At 44.6% G+C, this 20505-nt stretch carries 20 protein-coding genes; 18 read left to right on the forward strand and 2 right to left on the reverse strand.

Annotated features, from left to right (window positions below):
- Positions 1 to 19: 19 nt before the first annotated feature.
- Complete coding sequence (locus AC3AQ9_RS12445; RefSeq protein ID WP_488307807.1) at positions 20 to 466, reverse strand: NUDIX hydrolase; 447 nt, start codon at positions 464 to 466, stop codon at positions 20 to 22.
- A 370-nt stretch (positions 467 to 836) separates the two neighbouring features.
- On the opposite strand from AC3AQ9_RS12445, the gene AC3AQ9_RS12450 reads away from it, so the two are divergent.
- The gene (locus AC3AQ9_RS12450; protein ID WP_488307808.1) at positions 837 to 1493 is read left to right on the forward strand and encodes a potassium channel family protein; all 657 of its coding nucleotides are present in this window, start codon (positions 837 to 839) and stop codon (positions 1491 to 1493) included.
- A gap of 61 nt (positions 1494 to 1554) precedes the next feature.
- Here the strand turns inward: AC3AQ9_RS12450 and AC3AQ9_RS12455 are convergent, their stop codons facing one another.
- Positions 1555 to 1950, reverse strand: a complete 396-nt coding sequence (locus AC3AQ9_RS12455) for an SRPBCC family protein (RefSeq protein ID WP_488307809.1) — start codon at positions 1948 to 1950, stop codon at positions 1555 to 1557.
- Between the two features lie 267 nt (positions 1951 to 2217).
- Between AC3AQ9_RS12455 and AC3AQ9_RS12460 the strand changes: the two genes are divergently transcribed.
- The 17 genes from AC3AQ9_RS12460 to AC3AQ9_RS12540 all read left to right on the forward strand — a co-directional run bounded on the left by AC3AQ9_RS12460 (position 2218) and on the right by AC3AQ9_RS12540 (position 20150).
- Positions 2218 to 3000: a DeoR/GlpR family DNA-binding transcription regulator gene (locus tag AC3AQ9_RS12460; RefSeq protein WP_488307810.1), complete on the forward strand. Its 783-nt coding sequence runs from the start codon at positions 2218 to 2220 to the stop codon at positions 2998 to 3000.
- Positions 3000 to 3623 carry a class II aldolase/adducin family protein gene (locus AC3AQ9_RS12465; RefSeq protein ID WP_488307811.1) on the forward strand — a complete coding sequence of 208 codons (624 nt, stop codon included), beginning with the start codon at positions 3000 to 3002 and terminating at the stop codon, positions 3621 to 3623. The genes AC3AQ9_RS12460 and AC3AQ9_RS12465 overlap by 1 nt, the downstream gene beginning before the upstream one ends.
- 4 nt (positions 3624 to 3627) lie before the next feature.
- Complete coding sequence (locus AC3AQ9_RS12470) at positions 3628 to 4677, forward strand: zinc-dependent alcohol dehydrogenase (protein WP_488307812.1); 1050 nt, start codon at positions 3628 to 3630, stop codon at positions 4675 to 4677.
- 15 nt (positions 4678 to 4692) lie between these two features.
- A complete protein-coding gene (locus tag AC3AQ9_RS12475; RefSeq protein WP_488307813.1) occupies positions 4693 to 6204 on the forward strand; it encodes a xylulokinase in 1512 nt (503 codons plus the stop codon).
- A gap of 204 nt (positions 6205 to 6408) precedes the next feature.
- Positions 6409 to 7449 (forward strand): LacI family DNA-binding transcriptional regulator, encoded by a 1041-nt coding sequence (locus tag AC3AQ9_RS12480; RefSeq protein WP_488307814.1) that lies wholly within the window; start codon positions 6409 to 6411, stop codon positions 7447 to 7449.
- Entirely contained in the window at positions 7446 to 8123 is a 678-nt protein-coding gene (locus tag AC3AQ9_RS12485) for an RraA family protein (RefSeq protein ID WP_488307815.1), read from the forward strand. Before AC3AQ9_RS12480 ends, AC3AQ9_RS12485 begins: the two co-directional genes overlap by 4 nt.
- On the forward strand, positions 8120 to 9214 hold the full coding sequence (locus tag AC3AQ9_RS12490; protein WP_488307816.1) for an Ldh family oxidoreductase: 1095 nt from the start codon (positions 8120 to 8122) through the stop codon (positions 9212 to 9214). Before AC3AQ9_RS12485 ends, AC3AQ9_RS12490 begins: the two co-directional genes overlap by 4 nt.
- On the forward strand, positions 9211 to 10398 hold the full coding sequence (locus AC3AQ9_RS12495) for an iron-containing alcohol dehydrogenase (RefSeq protein ID WP_488307817.1): 1188 nt from the start codon (positions 9211 to 9213) through the stop codon (positions 10396 to 10398). The genes AC3AQ9_RS12490 and AC3AQ9_RS12495 overlap by 4 nt, the downstream gene beginning before the upstream one ends.
- 28 nt (positions 10399 to 10426) lie before the next feature.
- Positions 10427 to 11926, forward strand: coding sequence for an aldehyde dehydrogenase family protein (locus AC3AQ9_RS12500; RefSeq protein WP_488307818.1), 1500 nt, complete (start codon positions 10427 to 10429; stop codon positions 11924 to 11926).
- 49 nt (positions 11927 to 11975) lie between these two features.
- Positions 11976 to 12992 (forward strand): TRAP transporter substrate-binding protein, encoded by a 1017-nt coding sequence (locus AC3AQ9_RS12505; RefSeq protein ID WP_488307819.1) that lies wholly within the window; start codon positions 11976 to 11978, stop codon positions 12990 to 12992.
- 106 nt (positions 12993 to 13098) lie between these two features.
- A complete protein-coding gene (locus tag AC3AQ9_RS12510) occupies positions 13099 to 13614 on the forward strand; it encodes a TRAP transporter small permease (RefSeq protein WP_488307820.1) in 516 nt (171 codons plus the stop codon).
- The gene (locus AC3AQ9_RS12515) at positions 13595 to 14887 is read left to right on the forward strand and encodes a TRAP transporter large permease (protein WP_488307821.1); all 1293 of its coding nucleotides are present in this window, start codon (positions 13595 to 13597) and stop codon (positions 14885 to 14887) included. Before AC3AQ9_RS12510 ends, AC3AQ9_RS12515 begins: the two co-directional genes overlap by 20 nt.
- A gap of 30 nt (positions 14888 to 14917) precedes the next feature.
- Positions 14918 to 16060: a glycerate kinase gene (locus tag AC3AQ9_RS12520; RefSeq protein WP_488307822.1), complete on the forward strand. Its 1143-nt coding sequence runs from the start codon at positions 14918 to 14920 to the stop codon at positions 16058 to 16060.
- 14 nt (positions 16061 to 16074) lie between these two features.
- Positions 16075 to 17046, forward strand: a complete 972-nt coding sequence (locus AC3AQ9_RS12525; protein WP_488307823.1) for a 2-hydroxyacid dehydrogenase — start codon at positions 16075 to 16077, stop codon at positions 17044 to 17046.
- 339 nt (positions 17047 to 17385) lie between these two features.
- Positions 17386 to 18045 carry a GntR family transcriptional regulator gene (locus AC3AQ9_RS12530; protein WP_488307824.1) on the forward strand — a complete coding sequence of 220 codons (660 nt, stop codon included), beginning with the start codon at positions 17386 to 17388 and terminating at the stop codon, positions 18043 to 18045.
- Positions 18042 to 19391: an MmgE/PrpD family protein gene (locus AC3AQ9_RS12535; RefSeq protein ID WP_488307825.1), complete on the forward strand. Its 1350-nt coding sequence runs from the start codon at positions 18042 to 18044 to the stop codon at positions 19389 to 19391. Before AC3AQ9_RS12530 ends, AC3AQ9_RS12535 begins: the two co-directional genes overlap by 4 nt.
- Positions 19392 to 19589: 198 nt before the next feature.
- Complete coding sequence (locus tag AC3AQ9_RS12540; protein WP_488307826.1) at positions 19590 to 20150, forward strand: maltose acetyltransferase domain-containing protein; 561 nt, start codon at positions 19590 to 19592, stop codon at positions 20148 to 20150.
- Positions 20151 to 20505: the final 355 nt, after the last annotated feature.

A 20505-nucleotide genomic window follows, 5' to 3' on the forward strand; every position in this document is an offset into this window, starting at 1 on the left:
CGCTTCCTGCTTTTTACGGTTACAGCAGTTTTTGAAAGCCTTCCTTGATTGCCCAGATATGGTGTTCATGGAAAAGCAGCTGATCCGCTTCACTTACCGGGATCCATTTAAGAAGATGGTCGTCCTCAATCGGTTCCTGCACTTTATCGCCAATATCCGCCAGGTAAAAATAGCCGTCACTGAGCATGGCAATGTCGGTCCGGCTGGAATAATAAAATTGCTGGGCATTGCCGATAAAGGGACCGACAAATAATTCATATCCCGTTTCTTCCAGCATTTCACGCTTTAAGCATTCTTCGGGCAATTCGTTGTCTTCAAGGCCGCCGCCCGGAAGGAAAAATGAGCCTCTTGTTAATTGGACAGTTGCCACCATGTCTTTTTGCGGACTGAAAATGACGGCATACACGCCTTTTCTTAATTGATATTCAATACCTTCTATTTTTTCGCCGAATATTTTTTTAGGCATGATGATTCTCCTTTGCTGCAGCCAGGTCGTTAAAATGAAGTTTATGGCTTTATACATCATTCGCTGCGGGACGCGGGCATTCCTTTTTGATGAAGGTAGAAAAGTAGAAAAAGAGGCCGCATGTGAAATTTGCTCCGCGTTATTGATTTGATTGCAACTCAAAGCTGTTTCGTCGTAATTCAAGCTCTATTCGTCGTAACTCATGCCCAATTGGTCGTAATTCACTGCGAAAAGGTCGTAACTCGGGCTGCCCAGAAATAACAGCCCTTGATTTCAATAAATTAAATGGAAATGCTTCAACTCCAGAAAGCAGGAGGCTATACTGTATGCAAAGAGTTTTCATTGTTGCAGAAAGAAAAGAGGGGAATTTATGAAAAAACAAGTCGTGGTCATCGGGCTGGGCCGATTCGGTACCAGCGTTTGCAAAGAGCTTTACCGGCTGGGCCATGAAGTGCTGGCGATTGATACAAAAGTGGACCGGGTGGATTACCTGAGGGATTATTCTTCCCATGCCGTTGTCGCCAATGCTACGGACGAAAGTGAGCTGAAATCACTGGGTGTCCGGAATTTCGACCATGCCATTGTCGCGATTGGCGATAATTTGCAGGCGAGTGTGTTGTGCACACTGATGCTGAAAGAAATCGGGATTGCCAAGGTATGGGTCAAAGCAAGGGACTTGCAGCATCAGAAGATATTGGAGAAAGTGGGAGCGGACAGAGTGATCCAGCCTGAAAACGAGATGGGCATACGGGTTGCGCAGCATATGCACTCCGATAAAATCATTGATTATATCGATTTGTCCAATGAATACAGCATCATTGAACTGGTGGCGTCCGCAAAAGTTGCTGATAAAACCTTAAACCAGTTAAATATCCGTGAAAAATACAAATGCATCGTGCTGGCCATCAAACGCCAGGAAGAAGTGAATATTGCTCCGCTTCCGAATGACCAAATTGAGCTTGGGGACATACTCATTGTCATGGGACATAGGGATGACCTGAAACGGCTGGAAGACAGAGGCATGTAAATTCATCAGCTTTGCGAAAAGGCAGCTATTCCAAATGGAACAGCTGCCTTTTCGTCTGCACTCAAATATTCGGAAGTTCCCGTCCTTCCGCAAAAGCCTTCAAATTCTCCAGGCTCAGCTGAAAGCCATCTGTATTGACAGTCACACGGGTACCGGCATTTTCCGGCCGCAGATCAAAGATGAAATGGAGCTGGTCTTCATCCGCCGTATAGGAAAAGCGGCTGTACGGCACGACTTCCGTAATGGTGAAGCTCATATCCACATGTTCGCCTTCTTCCAGCTGGTTATGCTCACTCGGCATCAGCGTAAACAGTGCTTTGCAGCCGACTTCAAGTTCCGGTATTTTCCACACCGAACCGGGTGCGTACCAAGTCGAGAAATTCTCATCATTTGTCAGCGCCATCCAGACAGTTTCGGGGTCAGCATCAATAAAAACCGAGCGGGTTTCATCGTTCATCTTTTCAACCTCCTCATTTTTCTTTTATCGTATTGAATGTCAACGCGATATACAAGTCTAGCCGCTTTCAAAGAAATATACTTTTCTCTGTTTTCCAATAAACCCATCCGTCGGCCAATAAAATCTTTAATAAAAGTTTCTATACGAAATGAGCGCAAATAAGCAAAAAGAATACAAAATATATTGAAAATAACGAATAATTAAATTAGAATAAGCGCAAACGTTCAAAAAAGAACGGAAATGAGCGTTTTAAAGGAGACGGTTTTCATGATGGCCATTCAACGAAGGGAATTGATAAAGAGCCAAGTTGAAGAAAAAGGAGAAGTTTTAGTTGCAGAATTGAGCAAGGATTTACAAGTGTCAGAAACTACAATCCGCCGTGACTTGGATTATCTGGAAAGTCTTCAAATCGTCTCTAAAACTTATGGTGGTGCAGTGCTGCATGGAAGTTATGCATTGAAAGCAGAACCTTTGTTTACAGATCGGGCGAATCTTCATGATGAAAAGAAAAATCGTATTGCGAAAATGGCAGCGGATTTAATCGAAGATGGTGACGTGGTCATTTTAGATAATGGCACGACTACATCATTAATTCCCCTGTATATACAAGACAAAAAAGATATCACCATTATTACAAATTCCCTTCACATTGCCTATGGCTTGATGGAGAGTGAACAGGTTGATGTCATAGTACTCGGTGGGGAACTGCGGAAACGTACAGGCGCTATCATTGGGAATAATACATTGCTGGAACTTCAAGCACTATTTGTTAACAAGGTTTTTCTGTCCTGCAGTGGTGTTTCTTTGGAAGGAGGGGTGACTGTATCGAATATCAATACAATGGCGCTCCGTAAACAAATGATAGAGTCCGGCCATTCAACGACATTATTGGTTGATAGTTCAAAGATCGGGAAACGGTATTTCGCAAAAGTCTGTCCGCTGGAAAAGATGACAAATATGGTAACGGATATGGATTTTCCAGAAAGGAAAGAATATGAAGCCCTTGGAATACGCATTTTAATTTCTGATGAGAAGCAGGGGGATCAGTGATGAATATTTTTGAAATAAAGAAAGAAATTGTGGAATGGGGAAAAAATTTAACTGATAAAGGACTGGTAAACGGGACAGGGGGGAATATTTCTGTCCGTTTTGGAAATCTAGTGGTATCGACTCCAAGCGGTGTGTCCTTAGGGCAAATGCAAAGTGAAAATCTGTCCATAACCACGCTGGAAGGAGAAGCAGTCGAGGGACCAAAAGCCACAAAGGAACTTCCTATGCATCTTGCTGTATATAAAGCGCGTCCGGATTTGAATTCCGTTGTCCATACCCACTCAATTTATGCAGTCACTTTTTCCTGTACGGCTCCCGTGGGATCATTAATTCCAATTTATATTCCAAGCATTGCTGCAAAAGTTGGCAACGTAAAACTCATTCCCTTTTCTTTGCCAGGATCAAAAGAACTTGGAGAACTGGTTGGAAATGAGATCAAAGACTATAACGGATTGCTGCTTGAAAACCATGGAGTGCTTTCAGCAGGAGAAACTTTAGAAAAAGCTGGGATAGGGGCATATGAAATCGAGGACAATCTAAAAATTGAGTTCTTGTCGAACCACACTGCGAGAAGCATACCGCAAGAGTCTGTTGAAAAAATCATTGAACTTTACGGAGGGTGAGTAAATGGAAAAGACAATGAGGGCACTTACATTCTATGGACCGAAAAACCTGCAGGTAGAAGAAGTTCCGATTCCGGTTATCAATGACAACGAAATGCTGGTTCGGGTTTCGTTTGCCGGAGTATGTGGGACAGATAACCGGATTTATCAAGGAACTAAGAAAATTGAGGGTCCCCGGATTATCGGACATGAATTTTCAGGAACGATTGAAGGCCTTGGAAGCAATGTAGAAGGGTTCTCAAAAGGAGACCATGTCACTGTATATCCAATGATATCCTGCGGAGAATGCTATACCTGTAAGACCGGAAGAAAAAATATTTGCGTCAATCGAACAACTTTAGGCTATGAAATTGATGGCGGCTTTGCCCAATATATCAAAATACCTGAAAAAGCCATTCGGATGGGCAATGTCTTGAAAGTATCAGCTGAATTGGATGAAAAATCAGTAGCAATAACAGAACCGATTGCCGCTGCACTCAATGGCATTAAACGTGCAGGAATACAAAAAGGTGACAGCGCAGTAATTATCGGTGCAGGACCGATTGGGCTTTTCCATGTCCAGCTTGCCAAATTGAGGGAGCCAAAAACTTTGATCGTTATTGAGCCTGACCAAGCGAAAAGGGATATGGCGTTGCAGCTCGGTGCTACTCATGCAATAAATCCTTTTGAAGAAAATCCGGGAGACCGTATAAAAGAGCTGACGGACGGGGACGGGGCTGATGTTGTCATCATAGACGTCGGCATCCCGAAAATTATTGAAGAGTCGATTGAGTATGTGAAAAAAGGAGGGACGTATGTCATTTTTGCCGGTGCTCCCCACGGTTCTGAAATTACACTTGATCCCAATCTGATACATTATAAAGAAATCAACTTGACCGGATCCTCAGCTGCTACTCCTGAAATCCATAAGGAAGTGCTGGATCTGGTTGAAAGCGGACTATTGGATGTCTCTTTGCTGATTTCAGAAGTAGTGCCGCTGGACGACTGGAAACGAGCTTTGGAAATGAAAAACAATTTCGAAAAAATAAAGGTCATTATTGATCCTTGGGCCTAAAAGGGATGATGTACAATGCGTTATTTGGCAGGAATTGATGTTGGGACCACGGGCACCAAAGTAACAATATATGATCAGTCAGGCAACAGAATTGACGGCAGCTATTTTGAGTACGCGTTGTCATACCCTGAACAATATTGGGCAGAACTTGATCCGCAAATATGGTGGGATGCAGTCTGCGGATCTTTTCAAAAGATTTTCCAAAACGGCTTGGCAGTGTCCTCTGATATTCAAGCAATTGGAGTCAGCAGTACAAATGCCTTAATCCTTTTAGATGACTCCGGCGCTCCAGTGAGGCCGGCAATTATGCAATTGGATCAGCGGGCCGGAAATGTGCTTGAAGACATTAAACGGGATGTTGGAGCGGAATACATTGAAAGGAAAACGAAGAATAGAATTGCTTGTGGTGCTTTTTGGGGTCCGACACTCTACTGGCTGAAACAGAACCGGAGTGAAGAATTGAAAAAAGCTGCATATTTCATGACGCCGCATAGCTATATCAATTATAAATTAACAGGCGTCTATTCGATTGATCCAAGCCGGGCTGCAACTACCATGCTCTACGATTTGGAAAAAGGCGAGTGGGACGACAGGCTGTGCCAATATTTTGGAATAGGAAAAAATCTTCTTCCGCCTATCCATCCATCAGCGGAAATCATTGGAGAAATATCAGGAGAAGCGGCTTTTTTAACAGGTTTAGCGAAAGGAATTACAGTCATTTCAGGCTGTATGGATTCTTTGGCGGGCCATATTGGAACAGGGGCGGCGGAATCCTCAGCATCCCTGATTCTGGGCAGCGTCGGCAGAATTTGTTTTAACACGGAACAGACCGATTCCAGGTTCATGAATGCCAAGAATTCAATCCACTCTGGAGTTTTTTCTATGACGCCGACTAACGGCACCGGAATTTCTTATAAGTGGATAAAAGAACTTTTATTTGAAGAAGCCGCAGCAAAACAGCCGGATATTTACCGTGAAATGGATGCCATGGCGGCCAGTTCTTCTATCGGTGCCAAGGGCTTGATCTATCATCCTTATATATCAGGAGAACGTTCCCCCATCTGGAACCCGAAAGCTACAGGTTCATTTTTTGGTATGACAACAGAACATAAAAGAAGAGATTTTATCCGGGCAGTGCTTGAGGGAGTAGGATATTCGCTTGCTCATAATTATAAAATCATCCAGGAAGAATTGAATGGCGGCATCACCATGCTGCATGCCAGTGGCGGGGGAGCCAATAGTGGCATTTGGCTGCAGATCTTATCCGATATTTTAGAAGTTCCCATCCAAGTTCCGGCAAATTCGGAAAGCGAGACGTTAGGGGCAGCCGTTTTAGCGGGAGTTTCCATTGGGATGTATGAAGATATTCAAGACGGAATAAATCAGACGATTTCTTATCATAAGTGTTTTTTTCCGGATAATAACAGTAGTCAGATCTATCAGGAGTATATGCAAATGTACCTCCAGATTTACGAAGCCAACAAAAATCTTTATGAAAATTTAAGGGATTTACAGCTAAGAAATTAACCGCAAGCTTAAAAATTTATTTAAATAATAAAAAAATATTAAAAAATCAGATAACTTTGTTGATTTTTAAAGAATAATTTGATATTATTTTTTTACAAGTTAGGAAATCGATTTCCTAAAACGATTTCCTAATTTTTTAGCCTCTTTAGGAAATCGATTTCCTAAGGCGGAAAACTAGAGAAATAGAGAATTGAGGCAAGATGTATGAGAGAGAAGACTACAATTGCAGACGTAGCAAAAAAAGCAGGTGTTTCCAGAGCTACAGTGTCCAGGATATCGAATGGGAATTATGGCCAAAATACTGCAGAAACTGTTCAGAAAGTGTTAAAGGTCATTGAAGAACTGGAATATCGGCCGAACGCTCTTGCCAAAGGGCTGAAAGTAATGAAAACCAATGTGATTGGAATCGTTTTAGCCAATCTGCAAAATCCATTCTGGATCAAAGTGCTTGAAGGAGTAGAAGATACATGCCGCAGCAAGGGGTACAGTTTGATGATCTGCAACTCAAGTGATGAAGCTGAAATAGAGGCAGAGCACATTAAACAGTTCCGGATGCGGCAAGTGGATGGCATCATCATCAATCCAACAATTAAAAATATTGAACTATACAAGCAGCTTACAAAAGATGGAATCCCCTTCATTTCAATCAACCGCAAAGTATATGGCCAGGAATTCGGTATGGTTGTTGTTGATAATGTCTCGGGCGGAAAAATGGCGGTCAATCATTTACTGAGCTTAGGCAAGAAGAAAGTAGCTATTTTTCTTTATCCGCCAAAAGGGATCAGCCCAAGGATTGAACGGCTGCAGGGATACAAAGAGGCTTTGCATGAAAATGGAATTGAAATCGATCCTGAACTGATTGTCATATCAGAAGAAGAACCGGGAGCGGTAAAAGAAAAGGTGAAAGAGCTATTGAAAAACTCGGACCGTCCGGATGCCATCCTTTCTACGAATAACATGATGACTCTTGAAGTGATAGAAGGAGTTAAGGAACTTGGATTGCAGATTCCAAAAGATGTTTCTTTGGTTGGATATGATGAGACGGTTTGGTCAAAACATCTAAATCCACCTTTAACAACAGTCAACCAGCCTTCTTACAAGATGGGCCAGTTGGCAGCCGAACGCCTTATTAGTCAAATCGAGAAAATCAGCCAGCCGAGTGAAGAGAAACAAATAGTTTCCTTGGAGCCTAATCTCATTATTAGACAATCCTGCGGATCCCATGAAGGAGTGAATGTAAATTGACAAACATCGGCTTTGCAATCTTCCCTAGAATCAAAAAAGCAGATGAAAACCTGATCAAGGAATTTGAAACTGTCGTAACCCCGCATGTCAGCGATAATTTAAACCGGATGTACGCGGCAGACGAAACACTGCGGCCCTATCATCGGGAAGGAAAGCTTCTGGGAAGCGCATTGACCGTTAAAACCAGACCAGGTGATAACTTGATGGTCCATAAAGCGATTGATATCGCCGAACCCGGCGATATCCTGGTGGTTGATGCCGGAGGCGACACGACGAATGCCATTGTTGGAGAAATTATGCTGAGATTGTCGCAGCAAAAAGGAATTAAGGGATTTGTCATTAATGGGGCGATCCGTGATTTAGCGGCATTCCAAAAAGGTGATTTTCCTGTGTACGCAAAAGGTGTCACCCATCGAGGCCCGTATAAAGATGGCCCGGGTGAGATCAATGTTCCGATAGCGCTTGGCGGCACCCTTGTCCATCCAGGTGATATCGTTCTTGGCGATGAAGACGGCCTTGTAATCATTCCTCTCGAACAAGCTGAAAAGATATTGGAGAAAGTAAGAATCCAAGAAGCCAATGAACAAAATATCCTGAAGTCGATTGCCGATGGCACAATCGACCGGAGTTGGGTGGATGCAGCTCTTTCTCAGAAAGGAGTAGAAATCCTATGACTCTGCCGGCCAAATATGATTGGAAGAAGCTTAAGGAATTTTGTTCAGAAGTATTTGTCCGAGCCGGTGTAAGGCAGGAAAATGCAGATACCGTTGCCGACTCGCTCATTCAGGCAGACTTGCGGGGAGTGGAATCCCATGGTGTGGTCCGGACTTCCATTTACCTCGAACGCATTGAAAGAAAAATGATTGACCCGAGCAGTGAGGTGAAGATCGAATCAGAAAGCGAGTCGACAGCTTTGGTAAATGGCGGCAATAATTTCGGTGCAGTTGTAGGATCCTACGCTTTAGCTTCTGCCATAAGAAAAGCAAAAGAAAAAGGGGCAGGAATTGTAGGCGTAAAAGAATCCAATCATTTTGGAACGGGCGCATATTATGCGATGAAAGCGATTGAAGAAAACATGATTCTGCTGGTCATGTCCAATGCCTCTCAAACAATGCCGCCGACTGGCGGAATCCGTCCCTTTATTGGCACTAACCCTTTAGCGGTAGGAGTTCCGGCCGGCAAAGAGCAGCCGTTTGTTTTGGATATGGCAACAAGTGTGGTAGCACGCGGAAAAATCATTGTGGCAGCACAAAAAGAGCAGGCCATCCCTGAAGGATGGGCGATTGATAAAGACGGCAATCCTACCACGGATGCAAAAAAAGCGCTGGAAGGATCAGTGCTTCCGATTGGCGGGCCTAAAGGGTATGCAATTTCAATGTTCATTGATATCTTATCCGGCGTCCTTACCGGGGCAGGGTTTGGAAAATACGTAAACAATATGTATGAAAATTGGGAAGATCCTCAAAATGTCGGACATTTTTTCCTGGTGATTGATATCAGCCGGTTTATGCCAATAGAGGAATTTAAAAAGCGCATGGACTTATATATCAGGGAAATCAAAGCGGAGCCGAAAAGTGAAGGGATCCAAGAAATATATATTCCGGGAGAAATTGAATACCGCCGCTCTAATGAATTTAAAGAGTCCGGCATAAAACTTCCAGAAAAAGTAGCTGCCGAACTTGATGAAATTGGAAAGCGATATGGGTTGGAACTGAGAGATGCTGCATTATTGGACGATGAAAATGAGAAGGAGGGCATTTCATGATATTGAAAAATTTCCGGTACGAGGTGCCGACGGCTATAGAATTTGGAAGCGGTTACATCAGGGATTTGCCAAACCATGTCAAGCAATTGAACGGTTCAAAAGTATTGCTGGTCGGAGATCCCGGAGTTCTGCAAGCAGGCATTGTCTCCAGACTGGAAGAACCGTTGGATTTGGCAAGTATTCCTTATGCTGTATTTACAGAGGTTGGCATGGAAGCGACGATTGAGTCGGTTGATTCAGGAGTGGAACTGGCAAAACGGGAGAACTGTGACCTTGTAGTCGGAGTTGGTGGAGGGAGTGCATTGGATACGGCAAAAGCGATTGGCCTCATGCTAAAGCATCCCGGCACCATACGCGATTATGTTGGAATGGACTTGGTCCCAGGACCGGGAGTGCCGGTAATCGCAGTGCCGACTACTTCTGGAACGGGCAGTGAACTTACCAGATTCGCAGTTTTATCGGATAAAAAGGCGAACGCAAAACTTAGTGTCGGCAGTATGCATGTCTGCCCGGCTCTGGCGCTGTGCGACCCGGAGCTGACACTCACCTTGCCGGCACATTTAACTGCTGCGACTGGTATGGATGCCTTGACGCACGCTTTGGAATCCTATGTGAACAAGGCAACCCAGCCGATTTCTGAAGCCTTGTCTCTCCAATCGATGAAGCTGATTGCGAAAAGCCTTCGGTTGGCAGTAGTGCAAGGCGAAAACATCGAGGCGCGGCACGATATGCTGCTCGCAAGTTCGATAGCCGCGATGGCATTTAATACAACGCGTTTAGGTTTGGCGCATGCACTGGCCATCCCGCTCGGTGCCCACTTCAAAATTCCGCATGGAGTAGTTAATGCCATTTTGCTTCCGGAAGTAATGAAATTCAATTTGCGGGGCAATCAGGAGAAATTCATTGAAATTGCTAAGGTTTTCGGCGAAAAAGTAGATGGCCTGTCTGACCGGGAAGCAGCTGAAAAAGCAGTTGCCGCCATCAGGCAGCTGAATCAGGATGTAGGAATCAGACAAACGCTGTCAGATTATGGAGTGGAAGAAGAACATCTTGAAGCTATCGCACAAGAAGCTATGCTTTCGGGCAATGTGCCGATAAATCCAGTAAAACCGACGGTAGAAGACTTTAAAAATATATGTCGGGCAGTCATGGTCACTGGAAGCAAAGAAACGATAAAAGTTTAACCACATACCTGATAAAGGAGTGCTTTGAATGACATCAATTAAACCGGCCGCAACTATGGAAGAATGGCTTTCGCAAGTGGAGCCTAAAACTTACGGGAATTTTATCGGTGGACAATGGCTTAAAAGCAGCAGCGAAGAAACAATCTCTATTTATAATTCTGCAGATAAAGACCAACTGCTTGCAAGCTTTGGGAATTCAAGCGAAGAAGATGTTGATAAGGCAGTGCAGGCGGCAAACGAAGCTTTTAAATCCTGGTCGAAAGTACCGGGGCCGGACCGTACAGCGATTCTCTATAGATTTGCGGATCTTCTGGAAGAAAATGTAGACGAGCTTGCTTATATGCTGTCTGCAGAACAAGGGAAAGTGCTTGCAGAATCGAGAGGGGAAGTATTCCGGGCTGCAAAAGAAACGAGATTCACGGCAGGAGAAGCCTCCCGGACATTTGGAGAGACATTGCCCGGTGAACGCCCTAGCGTATGGAGCTCCACCATCCGCAAACCGATTGGTGTTGTGGCAGCCATCGCTCCCTGGAATTTCCCGATCGTTACCCCTGTCCGTAAAATTGTTCCGGCTTTAGCATATGGCTGCACCGTTGTTTATAAGCCGGCTTCGGTAACGCCATGGACTTCCGTATTGCTGATGGAACTTTTTGCAAAAGCAGGTGTTCCCGAAGGAGCCGTCAATTTGATTGTAGGCAGTGGTTCAAAAGCGGGGAATGCACTTGTCAATCACCCTTTGATCAAAGGGATCAGCTTTACGGGATCTACGAAAATGGGAATGCGGATCAATGAGCAGGCTGCGGGACGTTTAGCGAAAACACAGCTTGAGCTGGGAGGGAAAAACCCGGCTATCGTCCTTGACTACGATAATGCGGCGGATGTAGCCAAACAAATTACGACAGCAGCGTTTGCATGCAGCGGCCAGCGCTGTACAGCAATCAGCCGAGTGGTTGTCCTCAAAGAAAAGCAAGAAGAACTACTCGAAGCTCTGGTGGCGGAAATGAAGAAAATCAAAGTCGGTCCGGCATGGGGAGAAGGAGCAACCATGGGGCCGATGATAAATAAATCGCAGCTGGACTCCGTTCAGGAATACGTTGAAATTGGAAAATCGGAAGGAGCAACCCTCTTATATGGAGGAGAGGTTCTGGAAGGCGGGGCTTTTGATAAAGGCGCTTATATGCAGCCGGCCATCTTCACCGATGTGAAGCCGGGAATGAGAATCGCTCAGGAAGAAATCTTCGGTCCGGTGCTGTCGGTCCTTACTGTAGCGGATAAACAAGAAGCGGTCGAAGTGGCAAATAACGTCGAATACGGCCTGGCAGCTTCAGTGTTTACCAAAGACCTAAGCGCAGCTTATGAAATAACTGAACAAGTAGAATCGGGCATGGTCCATGTCAATCATGGCACTGCCAGTGCGGCACATGCGCCTTTTGGCGGAACAAAGCATTCAGGCTATGGCGCATTCTCAATTGGCAGCACGAACGCAGAATTCTTTACAGAAGTGAAAGCGGTATATGTACAGTACTAAAAGGAAGTAGTGTGCGGTGATTTAACAAACCAAAAAGGGAGATGGAGAAATGAGAAATCGGTTGAAAGGTCTATTGGCATTAATGTTGGTTTTATCGATTGTTACAGCATGTTCATCTGAAACAGGCGGAGGCAGCGGTGCAGGAGGAGAGTCGGCAGAACCGACGGTCTTGAAACTGGGCCACGTGCTTCCGGGATCGGAAATCCATGCACAGGCAGCTGAACAATTTGCGACTGAAGTGGAAGAAGCTACAAACGGCCAGTTAAAGATTGAAGTGTTTCCTGATGGAACATTAGGGGATGATAAAGAACTTTTGGAAGGTCTGAAAGTCGGTACTGCTGATATTTGGCTTGGAGGGGCAGGCGTAATTTCAGGTGCTTCTGATACGGCAAAAATTTTCACTGTGCCATTCATGTTTGATGACCAGGCCCATTTCGAGAAAGTCTATGACGGGGAAGTCGGCCAGGAAATTTCAGATAGAATTTTAGAGGAATCCCAATACCAAGTACTTTCTTACTGGCCGCGTGGAGCACGTTGGCTGACGGCTAATAAAGAAGTGAATACGCCAGAGGATTTGGCAGGACTTAAGATACGTGTTCCAGATAGTCCGGTGTTTGTAAAATCTTTTGAAACTTTGGGAGCATCACCGACTCCAATGGAATTTGGCGAAGTTTTTACCTCTTTGCAGCAAGGGGTAATTGATGGACAGGAAAACCCCTTGTCTTTAATTGCAAATGCCAAATTAAATGAAGTGGTAAGCCACTTGATGAAAACTGAGCACGTTCGGGAACCTGTTTCTGTGGTAATCAGTGGAGCGGCTTTTGATAAACTTAGCCCTGACTTGCAGGATGCATTAATTGAGGCAGCAAATGGCGAAGCAAAATCTTTTGTGGCTGAAGAAGTACAAAAAGGGGATGAACAGTTCTTAGAGGATTTAACGACTACTGGCGGAATGACTTTGGTTGAGCCGGATATTGCCGCTTTCCAAAGCAAGCTGGAAGGATTTGTAGATGCGGAATTCCCCGAAATCAGCGACATATACGAAAAAATCCGTTCAACAAAATAAGGTCACATCTGAATAATTGGGGAGTACCATCCCCAATTATTTCTTTTTACGGCCAGTTTGAAGCGGCTTTATGATAAAAATCCAGCTAAGAAATGGGGTTGAAAAAATGAAAAGGATTATAGGCTTCGTTGACCGATTGAATCTCTGGCTTTTTAATGCACTGGCCATCTTATTCGGTCTTGTTACGATATTGACCATTTATCAAGTATTCGCTCGTTATATTCTTGATAACCCGCTTGTCTGGTCTGAAGAAGTAGTCCGCTACTCCATGATTTGGATAGTTATGCTGGGCACGGTTATAGCCATGCGCAAAGGGTTGCTGGTATCCGTTGAAATCGTACTGCATATTGTGCCAAAAAAAATCAAGAAAATAATGAAAATCATTATTGTCCTGCTGAATATTTTATTTTTGATTATTTTAATTCGATATGGATTAATTTTGGTTGGATTGACGAGCGGCCAAAGTGTTGGAGCTTTGGATTTGCCTGTATCGGTTATGTACTACTCGGTGCCCGTAGCGGGTGTATTGGGAATTGTAAATGCTTTAGTGATTTTGTTTGAAGTGATTACGGAAAAAGATGACGACGAGGAGGATAAAATAGATGGTAGCGCTCTTATTTAGCTTACTTTTTGTCCTCTTCGCCTTGGGGTTTCCAGTCGCTTTTGCTATGGGGCTGTCTTCAGTGGTAGCCATGCAAAATGTCGGGATCCCAATAGAAGTAGCAGTACAGCGCATTGTATCCGCTTTGAACTCTTTTCCGTTAATGGCCATCCCTTTCTTCATATTGGCAGGTAATTTAATGGAACACAGCGGAATTTCCCAAAGGTTGATCAATTTTGCGAATGCTTTAGTAGGAAAAATGACAGGCGGATTAGCAATTGTGTCCGTTATGACCGCCATGTTTTTTGCTGCTATTTCAGGCTCTAGTGCTGCAACAGTAGCGGCGGTAGGGGGAATCCTGATTCCAGCAATGGTGAAACGGGGGTTTCCTAAACCGTTTGCCACCTCTGTCCAGGCAGCTTCTGGTGAACTAGGAGTAATTATACCGCCCTCCATTCCGATGATCATTTTTGCCTTATCTGCAGGAGTTTCAGTTTCCATTGGTGATTTGTTTATGGCTGGAGTAATTCCGGGAGTATTAATTGCAGCTTCTTTGATGTTATTGATTTTCTTTATCTCCAAGAAAAAAGGGTATGGAAAAAACAATGACGTAGAAGATGAATTAGTTTTGCAGGAATCTAGGTTGACTTCATTCAGAAAGGCGATTCTGCCTTTACTTATGCCACTCATTATCCTTGGAGGTATTTACGGAGGGATATTTACGCCGACAGAGGCTGCAGCTGTCGCTGTTGCTTATGCCTTTGTGGTCGGTGCATTCGTATACCGCTCGCTCGATAGAGTCAATATAGCGGCTGCATTGAAAAGTTCAGTGATTTCTACGGCGATTATCATGATCATCATTGGCAACGCTGGATTATTTGGCTGGATTTTAACAGCGGAGAGAGTGCCGGACCAAGTGGCGGAATTCTTCCTTGGCATATCCGACAGTCCAATTGTCTATTTGCTATTAGTCAATGTGCTGCTGCTGTTAGTAGGAATGTTCTTGGAAACCGGCGCAGCAATCGTTATTTTAGCTCCAATTTTAACACCGGTCGCAGTTACATTTGGAATTGATCCTCTCCAGTTTGGAATCATCATGATTGTGAACTTGGCAGTCGGAATGCTGACTCCGCCTGTCGGAGTTAACTTGTTTGTAGCAAGTTCCATTGCAGGATTAAGAATCGAGCATCTCATCAAGCCGCTGCTTCCATTTTATGCGGTTCTTTTGGTGGATATTCTGCTTATTTCCTATCTTCCGGTGATTTCTTTATGGCTGCCAGAAGTCTTAAGATAGCGGCTGCATTTTTGTAAAGGAGGAATTTTCTTGAAAGTCATCGTTGCACCCGACTCATTTAAAGGGTCATTATCTGCCCCTGACATTTGCAGGATTATCAAAAGCGGAATCATCACGGTTTTTCCTGAAGCCGAAGTCATCGAATTGCCGTTGGCTGATGGAGGAGAAGGGACTATGGAAAATCTGGTGTATTCTTCGAAAGGGGAAATCGTCACGGTCGGAGTCCAAGACCCTTTAGGAAGGGAAAGACAGGCTTCCTACGGAGTGCTCGGTGACGGCGAAACGGCAATTGTCGAAATGGCCCAAGCATCAGGGTTGCCCCTGATGAAAGAACACGAAAGGCTTCCGCTAGCAGCGAGCAGCTATGGAACTGGGGAATTGATCAAAGATGCCGTGCAGAAAGGTTACCGGAAATTCATAGTCGGCTTGGGAGGAAGCGCCACAAATGACGGTGGAACGGGAGCACTGAAGGCTTTGGGAGTCAAATTCTATAACCGGGAAGGCCAAGAATTAAAAGAAGGAGGAGCAGACTTGATCAATTTGCATCGCTTTGACGAAAGTGGTCTGCTCCCCGCACTGAAAGAATGTGAATTCATCATCGCCAGTGATGTTGAAAATACGCTTTGTGGAAAAGATGGAGCTTCTTATGTTTTCGGACCGCAAAAAGGAGCGACACTGGAAATGGTCCAGCAATTGGATGAGGCATTGCGTCATTTCAGCGATATTGTCATACAGCAAAAAAAAGTGGATATGAAAATCCAAGTTGGCGGTGGGGCTGCCGGCGGATTAGGCTCAGCGCTCATTACTTTTCTAAATGCAATATTTGAGCCGGGCATTGAAGTGGTAATGAAGGCAATCGGTTTTGAAGAACAGATTCAAAACGCAGACCTGATCATTACTGGTGAAGGAAAACTGGACATCCAAACCTTGTCCGGGAAAGTGATAGCCGGAGTGGCAGAATCAGCTGACAAAGCTGGAGTTCCAGTCATTGCTTTGTGCGGTAAAATGGAGTTGAATCATGTCCAATTGAAGCAGCTGGGTGTAGAAGCTGGGTTTTCGATTGTACCAGGCCCTTGCACTCTTGAAGCGGCTATTGAACATGCGCCTGTTTGGATAGAGGAACGAACGGTTCAATTGATGAATATGGTTAATATTTTCCGAAAGCGGATGTAATGGGAGGGATGCAAATGAAGCCGAAGGTTTACGTTACGAGAAAGCTGCCGGAGGAAGCAATTGATCACTTAAAAACCGTGTGTGAAGTAAAGATGTGGAATGAGGAAGAAGTGCCGGTGCCGCGTGAAGTTCTGGAACAGGAAATTCAGCATGCGGATGGATTGTTCTGTTTGCTGACAGAAAACATCGACAAAGAACTTCTGGATAAAGCGGTGAATTTGAAAATAATCAGCAATATGGCGGTCGGCTATAACAATATCGACGTAGATGCTGCAACAGAAAAAGGGATTACAGTAACCAACACTCCAGGTGTTCTAACAGAAACCACTGCCGATTTAACGTTCGCTCTTTTGATAGCTACGGCAAGAAGGCTGATTGAATCCTCGGATTATTTGCGTCAAGGAAAATGGCAGACATGGTCGCCGATGCAATTGACGGGCCAGGATGTCTACGGAGCCACTCTGGGAATTATCGGCTTAGGGCGAATTGGCGAAGCTTTAGCCAAAAGAGCCGGCGGATTTGACATGAAAGTCCTGTACCATAATCGAACCAGAAAAATGCAAGCAGAAGAAAAACTGGGGATTCAATATACCGGCAAACAGACATTGCTTAAAGAATCGGATTTCATATGTGTTTTAGTGCCTTTTTCTCCTGAGACAAAAAATACGATTGATAAAGAAGAATTCGCCTTAATGAAACCAAATGCAGTCCTGATCAATACTGCCCGCGGTGGCATCGTAAACGAAGAAGCGCTGTACGAAGCGCTAAAAAACAAACAGATCTGGGGAGCCGGGTTGGATGTTTTCGAGGAAGAACCTTTGCCGAAGGACCATAAGCTATTAACTTTGCCTAATCTAGTGGCTCTGCCTCATATCGGAAGTGCAAGCATCAATACACGAATGAAAATGGCGTTGTTGGCTGCTGATAACTTAATCGAAGGGATTTCCGGCAAAACGCCGAAGTATGCGGTGAATGCCAATCCGTAAGCCTCTCCCCTTTTTTGATGAAATGAAAACTACATAACGACCGGGGAAAAGCGCTTACTGGAAGGGACAGCGAAGCCAAAATACCCTAAATAGGCGCAGTAAACAACGGCTCTAGCCGAACAGAGGTTTACTGCGCCTATTTATTCGGCCATTCCAGAATCTTTTTACGATTGGTATAAAGATGAAGGCATGGACAAGTGAAAGAGAATTTATCATAAAGTTAAGAGAGGTTCGGTATACAATTTTAAAGAAAATAAATATTTAATTGCTTATAATATTCAATTTATTTATAATTCATTTAAAATGGTATACCATCTTAAAAAAGACAGGAGCCAATCCATGATTCATATCACTGAAGTAAAAAAGAACTCTGTCTATGATTACCTCTATAACGCCATCCGTACGGGGGACATCAAACCTGGGCAGACGCTGACGGAAAGAGAGCTGGCAAAGAAAATCGGCGTGAGCCGGACGCCAGTCCGGGAAGCAATCCGGAAGCTTGAAGAGCAGGGACTGGTGACGCATGTGCCCCATAAAGGCGTAAGAGTCGTCACGCTGACGGTGGAAAAAGTGGCGCAGCTCTATGAAGTGCGGGAATTGCTGGAGGGACTTGCGGCCCGGAAGCTTTCCCAAATCCGGACGCCGGAAATCATCGAGGAGTTAAACAGCTACGTCGCAAAAGCAGAAAAAGAAGCAGCCGCACACAACATCGAACAGTTGGCCGGCATCAATTCGGAATTCCATCTGGCGCTGGCGCGGCTGTCTGAAAATCTTTATCTGGAAGCCATTATGACGATGCTGCAGTCGCAAATCAGTTTGATGATGTCGACATCGCTGTCTCAAGACGGGCGTCCATTGCAGAATGTAGAAGAGCATAAGATGTTGATCAACGCAATCCAATCGGGGGATGGGGATTTTGCGGAAAGCATGGCGAGGTTCCACGTGCGAAAAGCGAAAGAAAACTCGTTTAAAAAAATAGCAGAGGGTGGAAACAGATGACGGTAACGAAAATATTGGTACAGAATGTATTGAAGACAAAAATGAGCGACATTCCGGAAGAGATAAAGCTTCACGGCAAACGAAGTTTGTTTAACTGGATGGGGGTGGCGATCGGCGCATCTCAACATCCATCGGTCGACATGGTGCTCGGGCTGAAAGAAGACATCAATTCTTCTGAACAGGTATCCATTTTTGGGCGCACCGAGAAGGTCGATTTGCTGCTTGGCAGCTTGATTAACGGCATGTCTTCGCATATTTTCGATTATGACGATACACATCTCGATACCATTCATCACCCAAGCGGACCGGTCGCTCCGGTCGTGCTGGCACTTGCTGAGAAATTAAATCTGACGGGGGAGCAGGTGCTTCACGCTTTTATTCTCGGCTGTGAAGCGGAACTGCGCATTGCAAATGCGGTGTATCCAAGCCATTACCATCTCGGCTACCATATCACGAGTTCCACGGGTGTTTTCGGTGCGGCAGTAGCAGCGGGAATCCTTCTGGAACTGGACGAGGAACAGATGGGCTGGGCGCTTGGCATTGCCGGGACACAGTCGTTTGGTCTTCGGGAAATGTTCGGGACAATGACAAAACCGTTCCACCCCGGGAAAGCGGCTCAGAACGGCTTGATGGCAGCACTTCTTGCCAAGAGAAATTTTACGAGTTCGACTGAAGTGCTGGAAGCAAAGCGCGGATTCGCCAATGTTCTGGCTCCTGAACATGATCTGTCAAAAGTGAATGTTAATTGGGGCAAGCAATGGGAATTGTTGAAGAATGCTTTCAAACCCTACGCATGCGGCATCGTTCTGCATCCATCGATTGATGCCTGTATCGCACTTGGCAAGCAAGTGAAGGCGGAAGACGTGGAACGCATCGAATTGACGGTTAACCAATACGTGCTGGAGCTGACCGGCAAACCGACACCGCCGACTGGCCTGGCCGGAAAATTCAGCATCTACCATACAGGAGCGATTGCGTTCCTTGAAGGTGACGCGGGCGAAGCGCAATATGCGGATGACAAAGTCGTTGATCCGAAAGTGGTCGAATTCCGTTCGAAGATTTCTCCGAAAGTTGATGACCACATGAAGGAAGATGAAGTGCATGCGAAGGCGTTCCTGAAAAATGGCAGCACAATCGAGCATATCGTGAAAAATGCGACAGGCAGTATCGAAAATCCGATGACCGATGAAGATTTGGCCAGAAAGTTTAATAATCTGACGCATCCGATCATCGGCGCTGAACGGGCGAACAAACTGCGGACAGCAATGTATTTCATCGATGAAAAAACGGATCTAGCGGAATTGATCGAATTGACGAAAGCCGACGCTGAAAAAATCTACAATTGACGCAAGAAAGAGAAAGAGCCTTTATTCATAGAGGCTCTTTCTCGCGTTCTGTTCATCCGGCATTTAGAGCATCATGATTACACACTGTTCATATGTTTACTTTGCCCTTGATCATCTACCGCAATTGATTTTTCTGTAGCTAATTGGGTAGAAAGATACGATGATATAGATATATACGGTGGGATGGGAGGGAATCAGATGAAGAGCGAGAAAGAGAAGATGGTGCAAGGAGAGTTTTATGATGCAACTGACCCGGAATTAATGAATGAAAGAATCAATGCACGCAGGCTGACTCGTCTATTCAATCAATCACTGGAATCGGACACGGACAGAAGAACCGGACTTTTGAAAGAGCTGTTTGGATCCACTGGAAACGAGCTGATAGTGGAGCCGATATTCCACTGCGATTACGGCTATAACATCCACGTCGGTGAAAACTTCTACGCCAATTTTGACTGCGTTTTTCTGGATGTCTGTGAAATCCGGATCGGAGCGAATTGCATGATGGGGCCGGGAGTCCATATCTACACAGCAACGCATCCGTTGAATGCCAAAGAACGGATTGCCGGTCCGGAGTTTGGAAAACCCGTCACCATCGGCACCAATGTCTGGATCGGCGGACGGGCCGTGATTAATCCGGGCGTAACGGTCGGGGACAATGCCGTCATTGCTTCCGGCGCAATCGTTACAAAAGACGTGCCGGCTGGTGCCTTCGTTGGCGGCAATCCGGCGAGAATTATCAAACAGCTGGAAGAATAGAAGCTAACTTAAAAAAGAATACTATTAATTTAAAATAAACAAGAATTCTCATTTTAAATTCAACGAAATTTTTTTACATTGACTTAAAGGAGCTATGTCTATTGCGCATAAGTTTAAGTAAACCGCCTATTTTAATTAGAGATAAACAAGTGTGATTTTAAAATTATTTAAATTATAAAAAAGAATATTTATGCAAAATCATCGTTCATAAAGAGCGATGATTTTTAAGTTTAATAACTATTCCTGTATTAATAAAAGAATCTAATTTCTGAATAAGCAATTTTGTATATAAAATTATCGAATTAATTGATCTCTTATTTAGTCTAAGTTAAAGAACTTATTAATTTTTTCAAAT

This window comes from Planococcus sp. VCh962 (assembly GCF_057748275.1).

Coding starts and splice junctions, on each gene's coding strand:
- AC3AQ9_RS12445 (WP_488307807.1), bottom strand. CDS start 466: ATGCCTAAAAAAATATTCGGCGAAAAAATAGAAGGTATTGAATATCAA.
- AC3AQ9_RS12450 (WP_488307808.1), top strand. CDS start 837: ATGAAAAAACAAGTCGTGGTCATCGGGCTGGGCCGATTCGGTACCAGC.
- AC3AQ9_RS12455 (WP_488307809.1), bottom strand. CDS start 1,950: ATGAACGATGAAACCCGCTCGGTTTTTATTGATGCTGACCCCGAAACT.
- AC3AQ9_RS12460 (WP_488307810.1), top strand. CDS start 2,218: ATGATGGCCATTCAACGAAGGGAATTGATAAAGAGCCAAGTTGAAGAA.
- AC3AQ9_RS12465 (WP_488307811.1), top strand. CDS start 3,000: ATGAATATTTTTGAAATAAAGAAAGAAATTGTGGAATGGGGAAAAAAT.
- AC3AQ9_RS12470 (WP_488307812.1), top strand. CDS start 3,628: ATGGAAAAGACAATGAGGGCACTTACATTCTATGGACCGAAAAACCTG.
- AC3AQ9_RS12475 (WP_488307813.1), top strand. CDS start 4,693: ATGCGTTATTTGGCAGGAATTGATGTTGGGACCACGGGCACCAAAGTA.
- AC3AQ9_RS12480 (WP_488307814.1), top strand. CDS start 6,409: ATGAGAGAGAAGACTACAATTGCAGACGTAGCAAAAAAAGCAGGTGTT.
- AC3AQ9_RS12490 (WP_488307816.1), top strand. CDS start 8,120: ATGACTCTGCCGGCCAAATATGATTGGAAGAAGCTTAAGGAATTTTGT.
- AC3AQ9_RS12495 (WP_488307817.1), top strand. CDS start 9,211: ATGATATTGAAAAATTTCCGGTACGAGGTGCCGACGGCTATAGAATTT.
- AC3AQ9_RS12500 (WP_488307818.1), top strand. CDS start 10,427: ATGACATCAATTAAACCGGCCGCAACTATGGAAGAATGGCTTTCGCAA.
- AC3AQ9_RS12505 (WP_488307819.1), top strand. CDS start 11,976: ATGAGAAATCGGTTGAAAGGTCTATTGGCATTAATGTTGGTTTTATCG.
- AC3AQ9_RS12510 (WP_488307820.1), top strand. CDS start 13,099: ATGAAAAGGATTATAGGCTTCGTTGACCGATTGAATCTCTGGCTTTTT.
- AC3AQ9_RS12515 (WP_488307821.1), top strand. CDS start 13,595: ATGGTAGCGCTCTTATTTAGCTTACTTTTTGTCCTCTTCGCCTTGGGG.
- AC3AQ9_RS12525 (WP_488307823.1), top strand. CDS start 16,075: ATGAAGCCGAAGGTTTACGTTACGAGAAAGCTGCCGGAGGAAGCAATT.
- AC3AQ9_RS12530 (WP_488307824.1), top strand. CDS start 17,386: ATGATTCATATCACTGAAGTAAAAAAGAACTCTGTCTATGATTACCTC.
- AC3AQ9_RS12535 (WP_488307825.1), top strand. CDS start 18,042: ATGACGGTAACGAAAATATTGGTACAGAATGTATTGAAGACAAAAATG.
- AC3AQ9_RS12540 (WP_488307826.1), top strand. CDS start 19,590: ATGAAGAGCGAGAAAGAGAAGATGGTGCAAGGAGAGTTTTATGATGCA.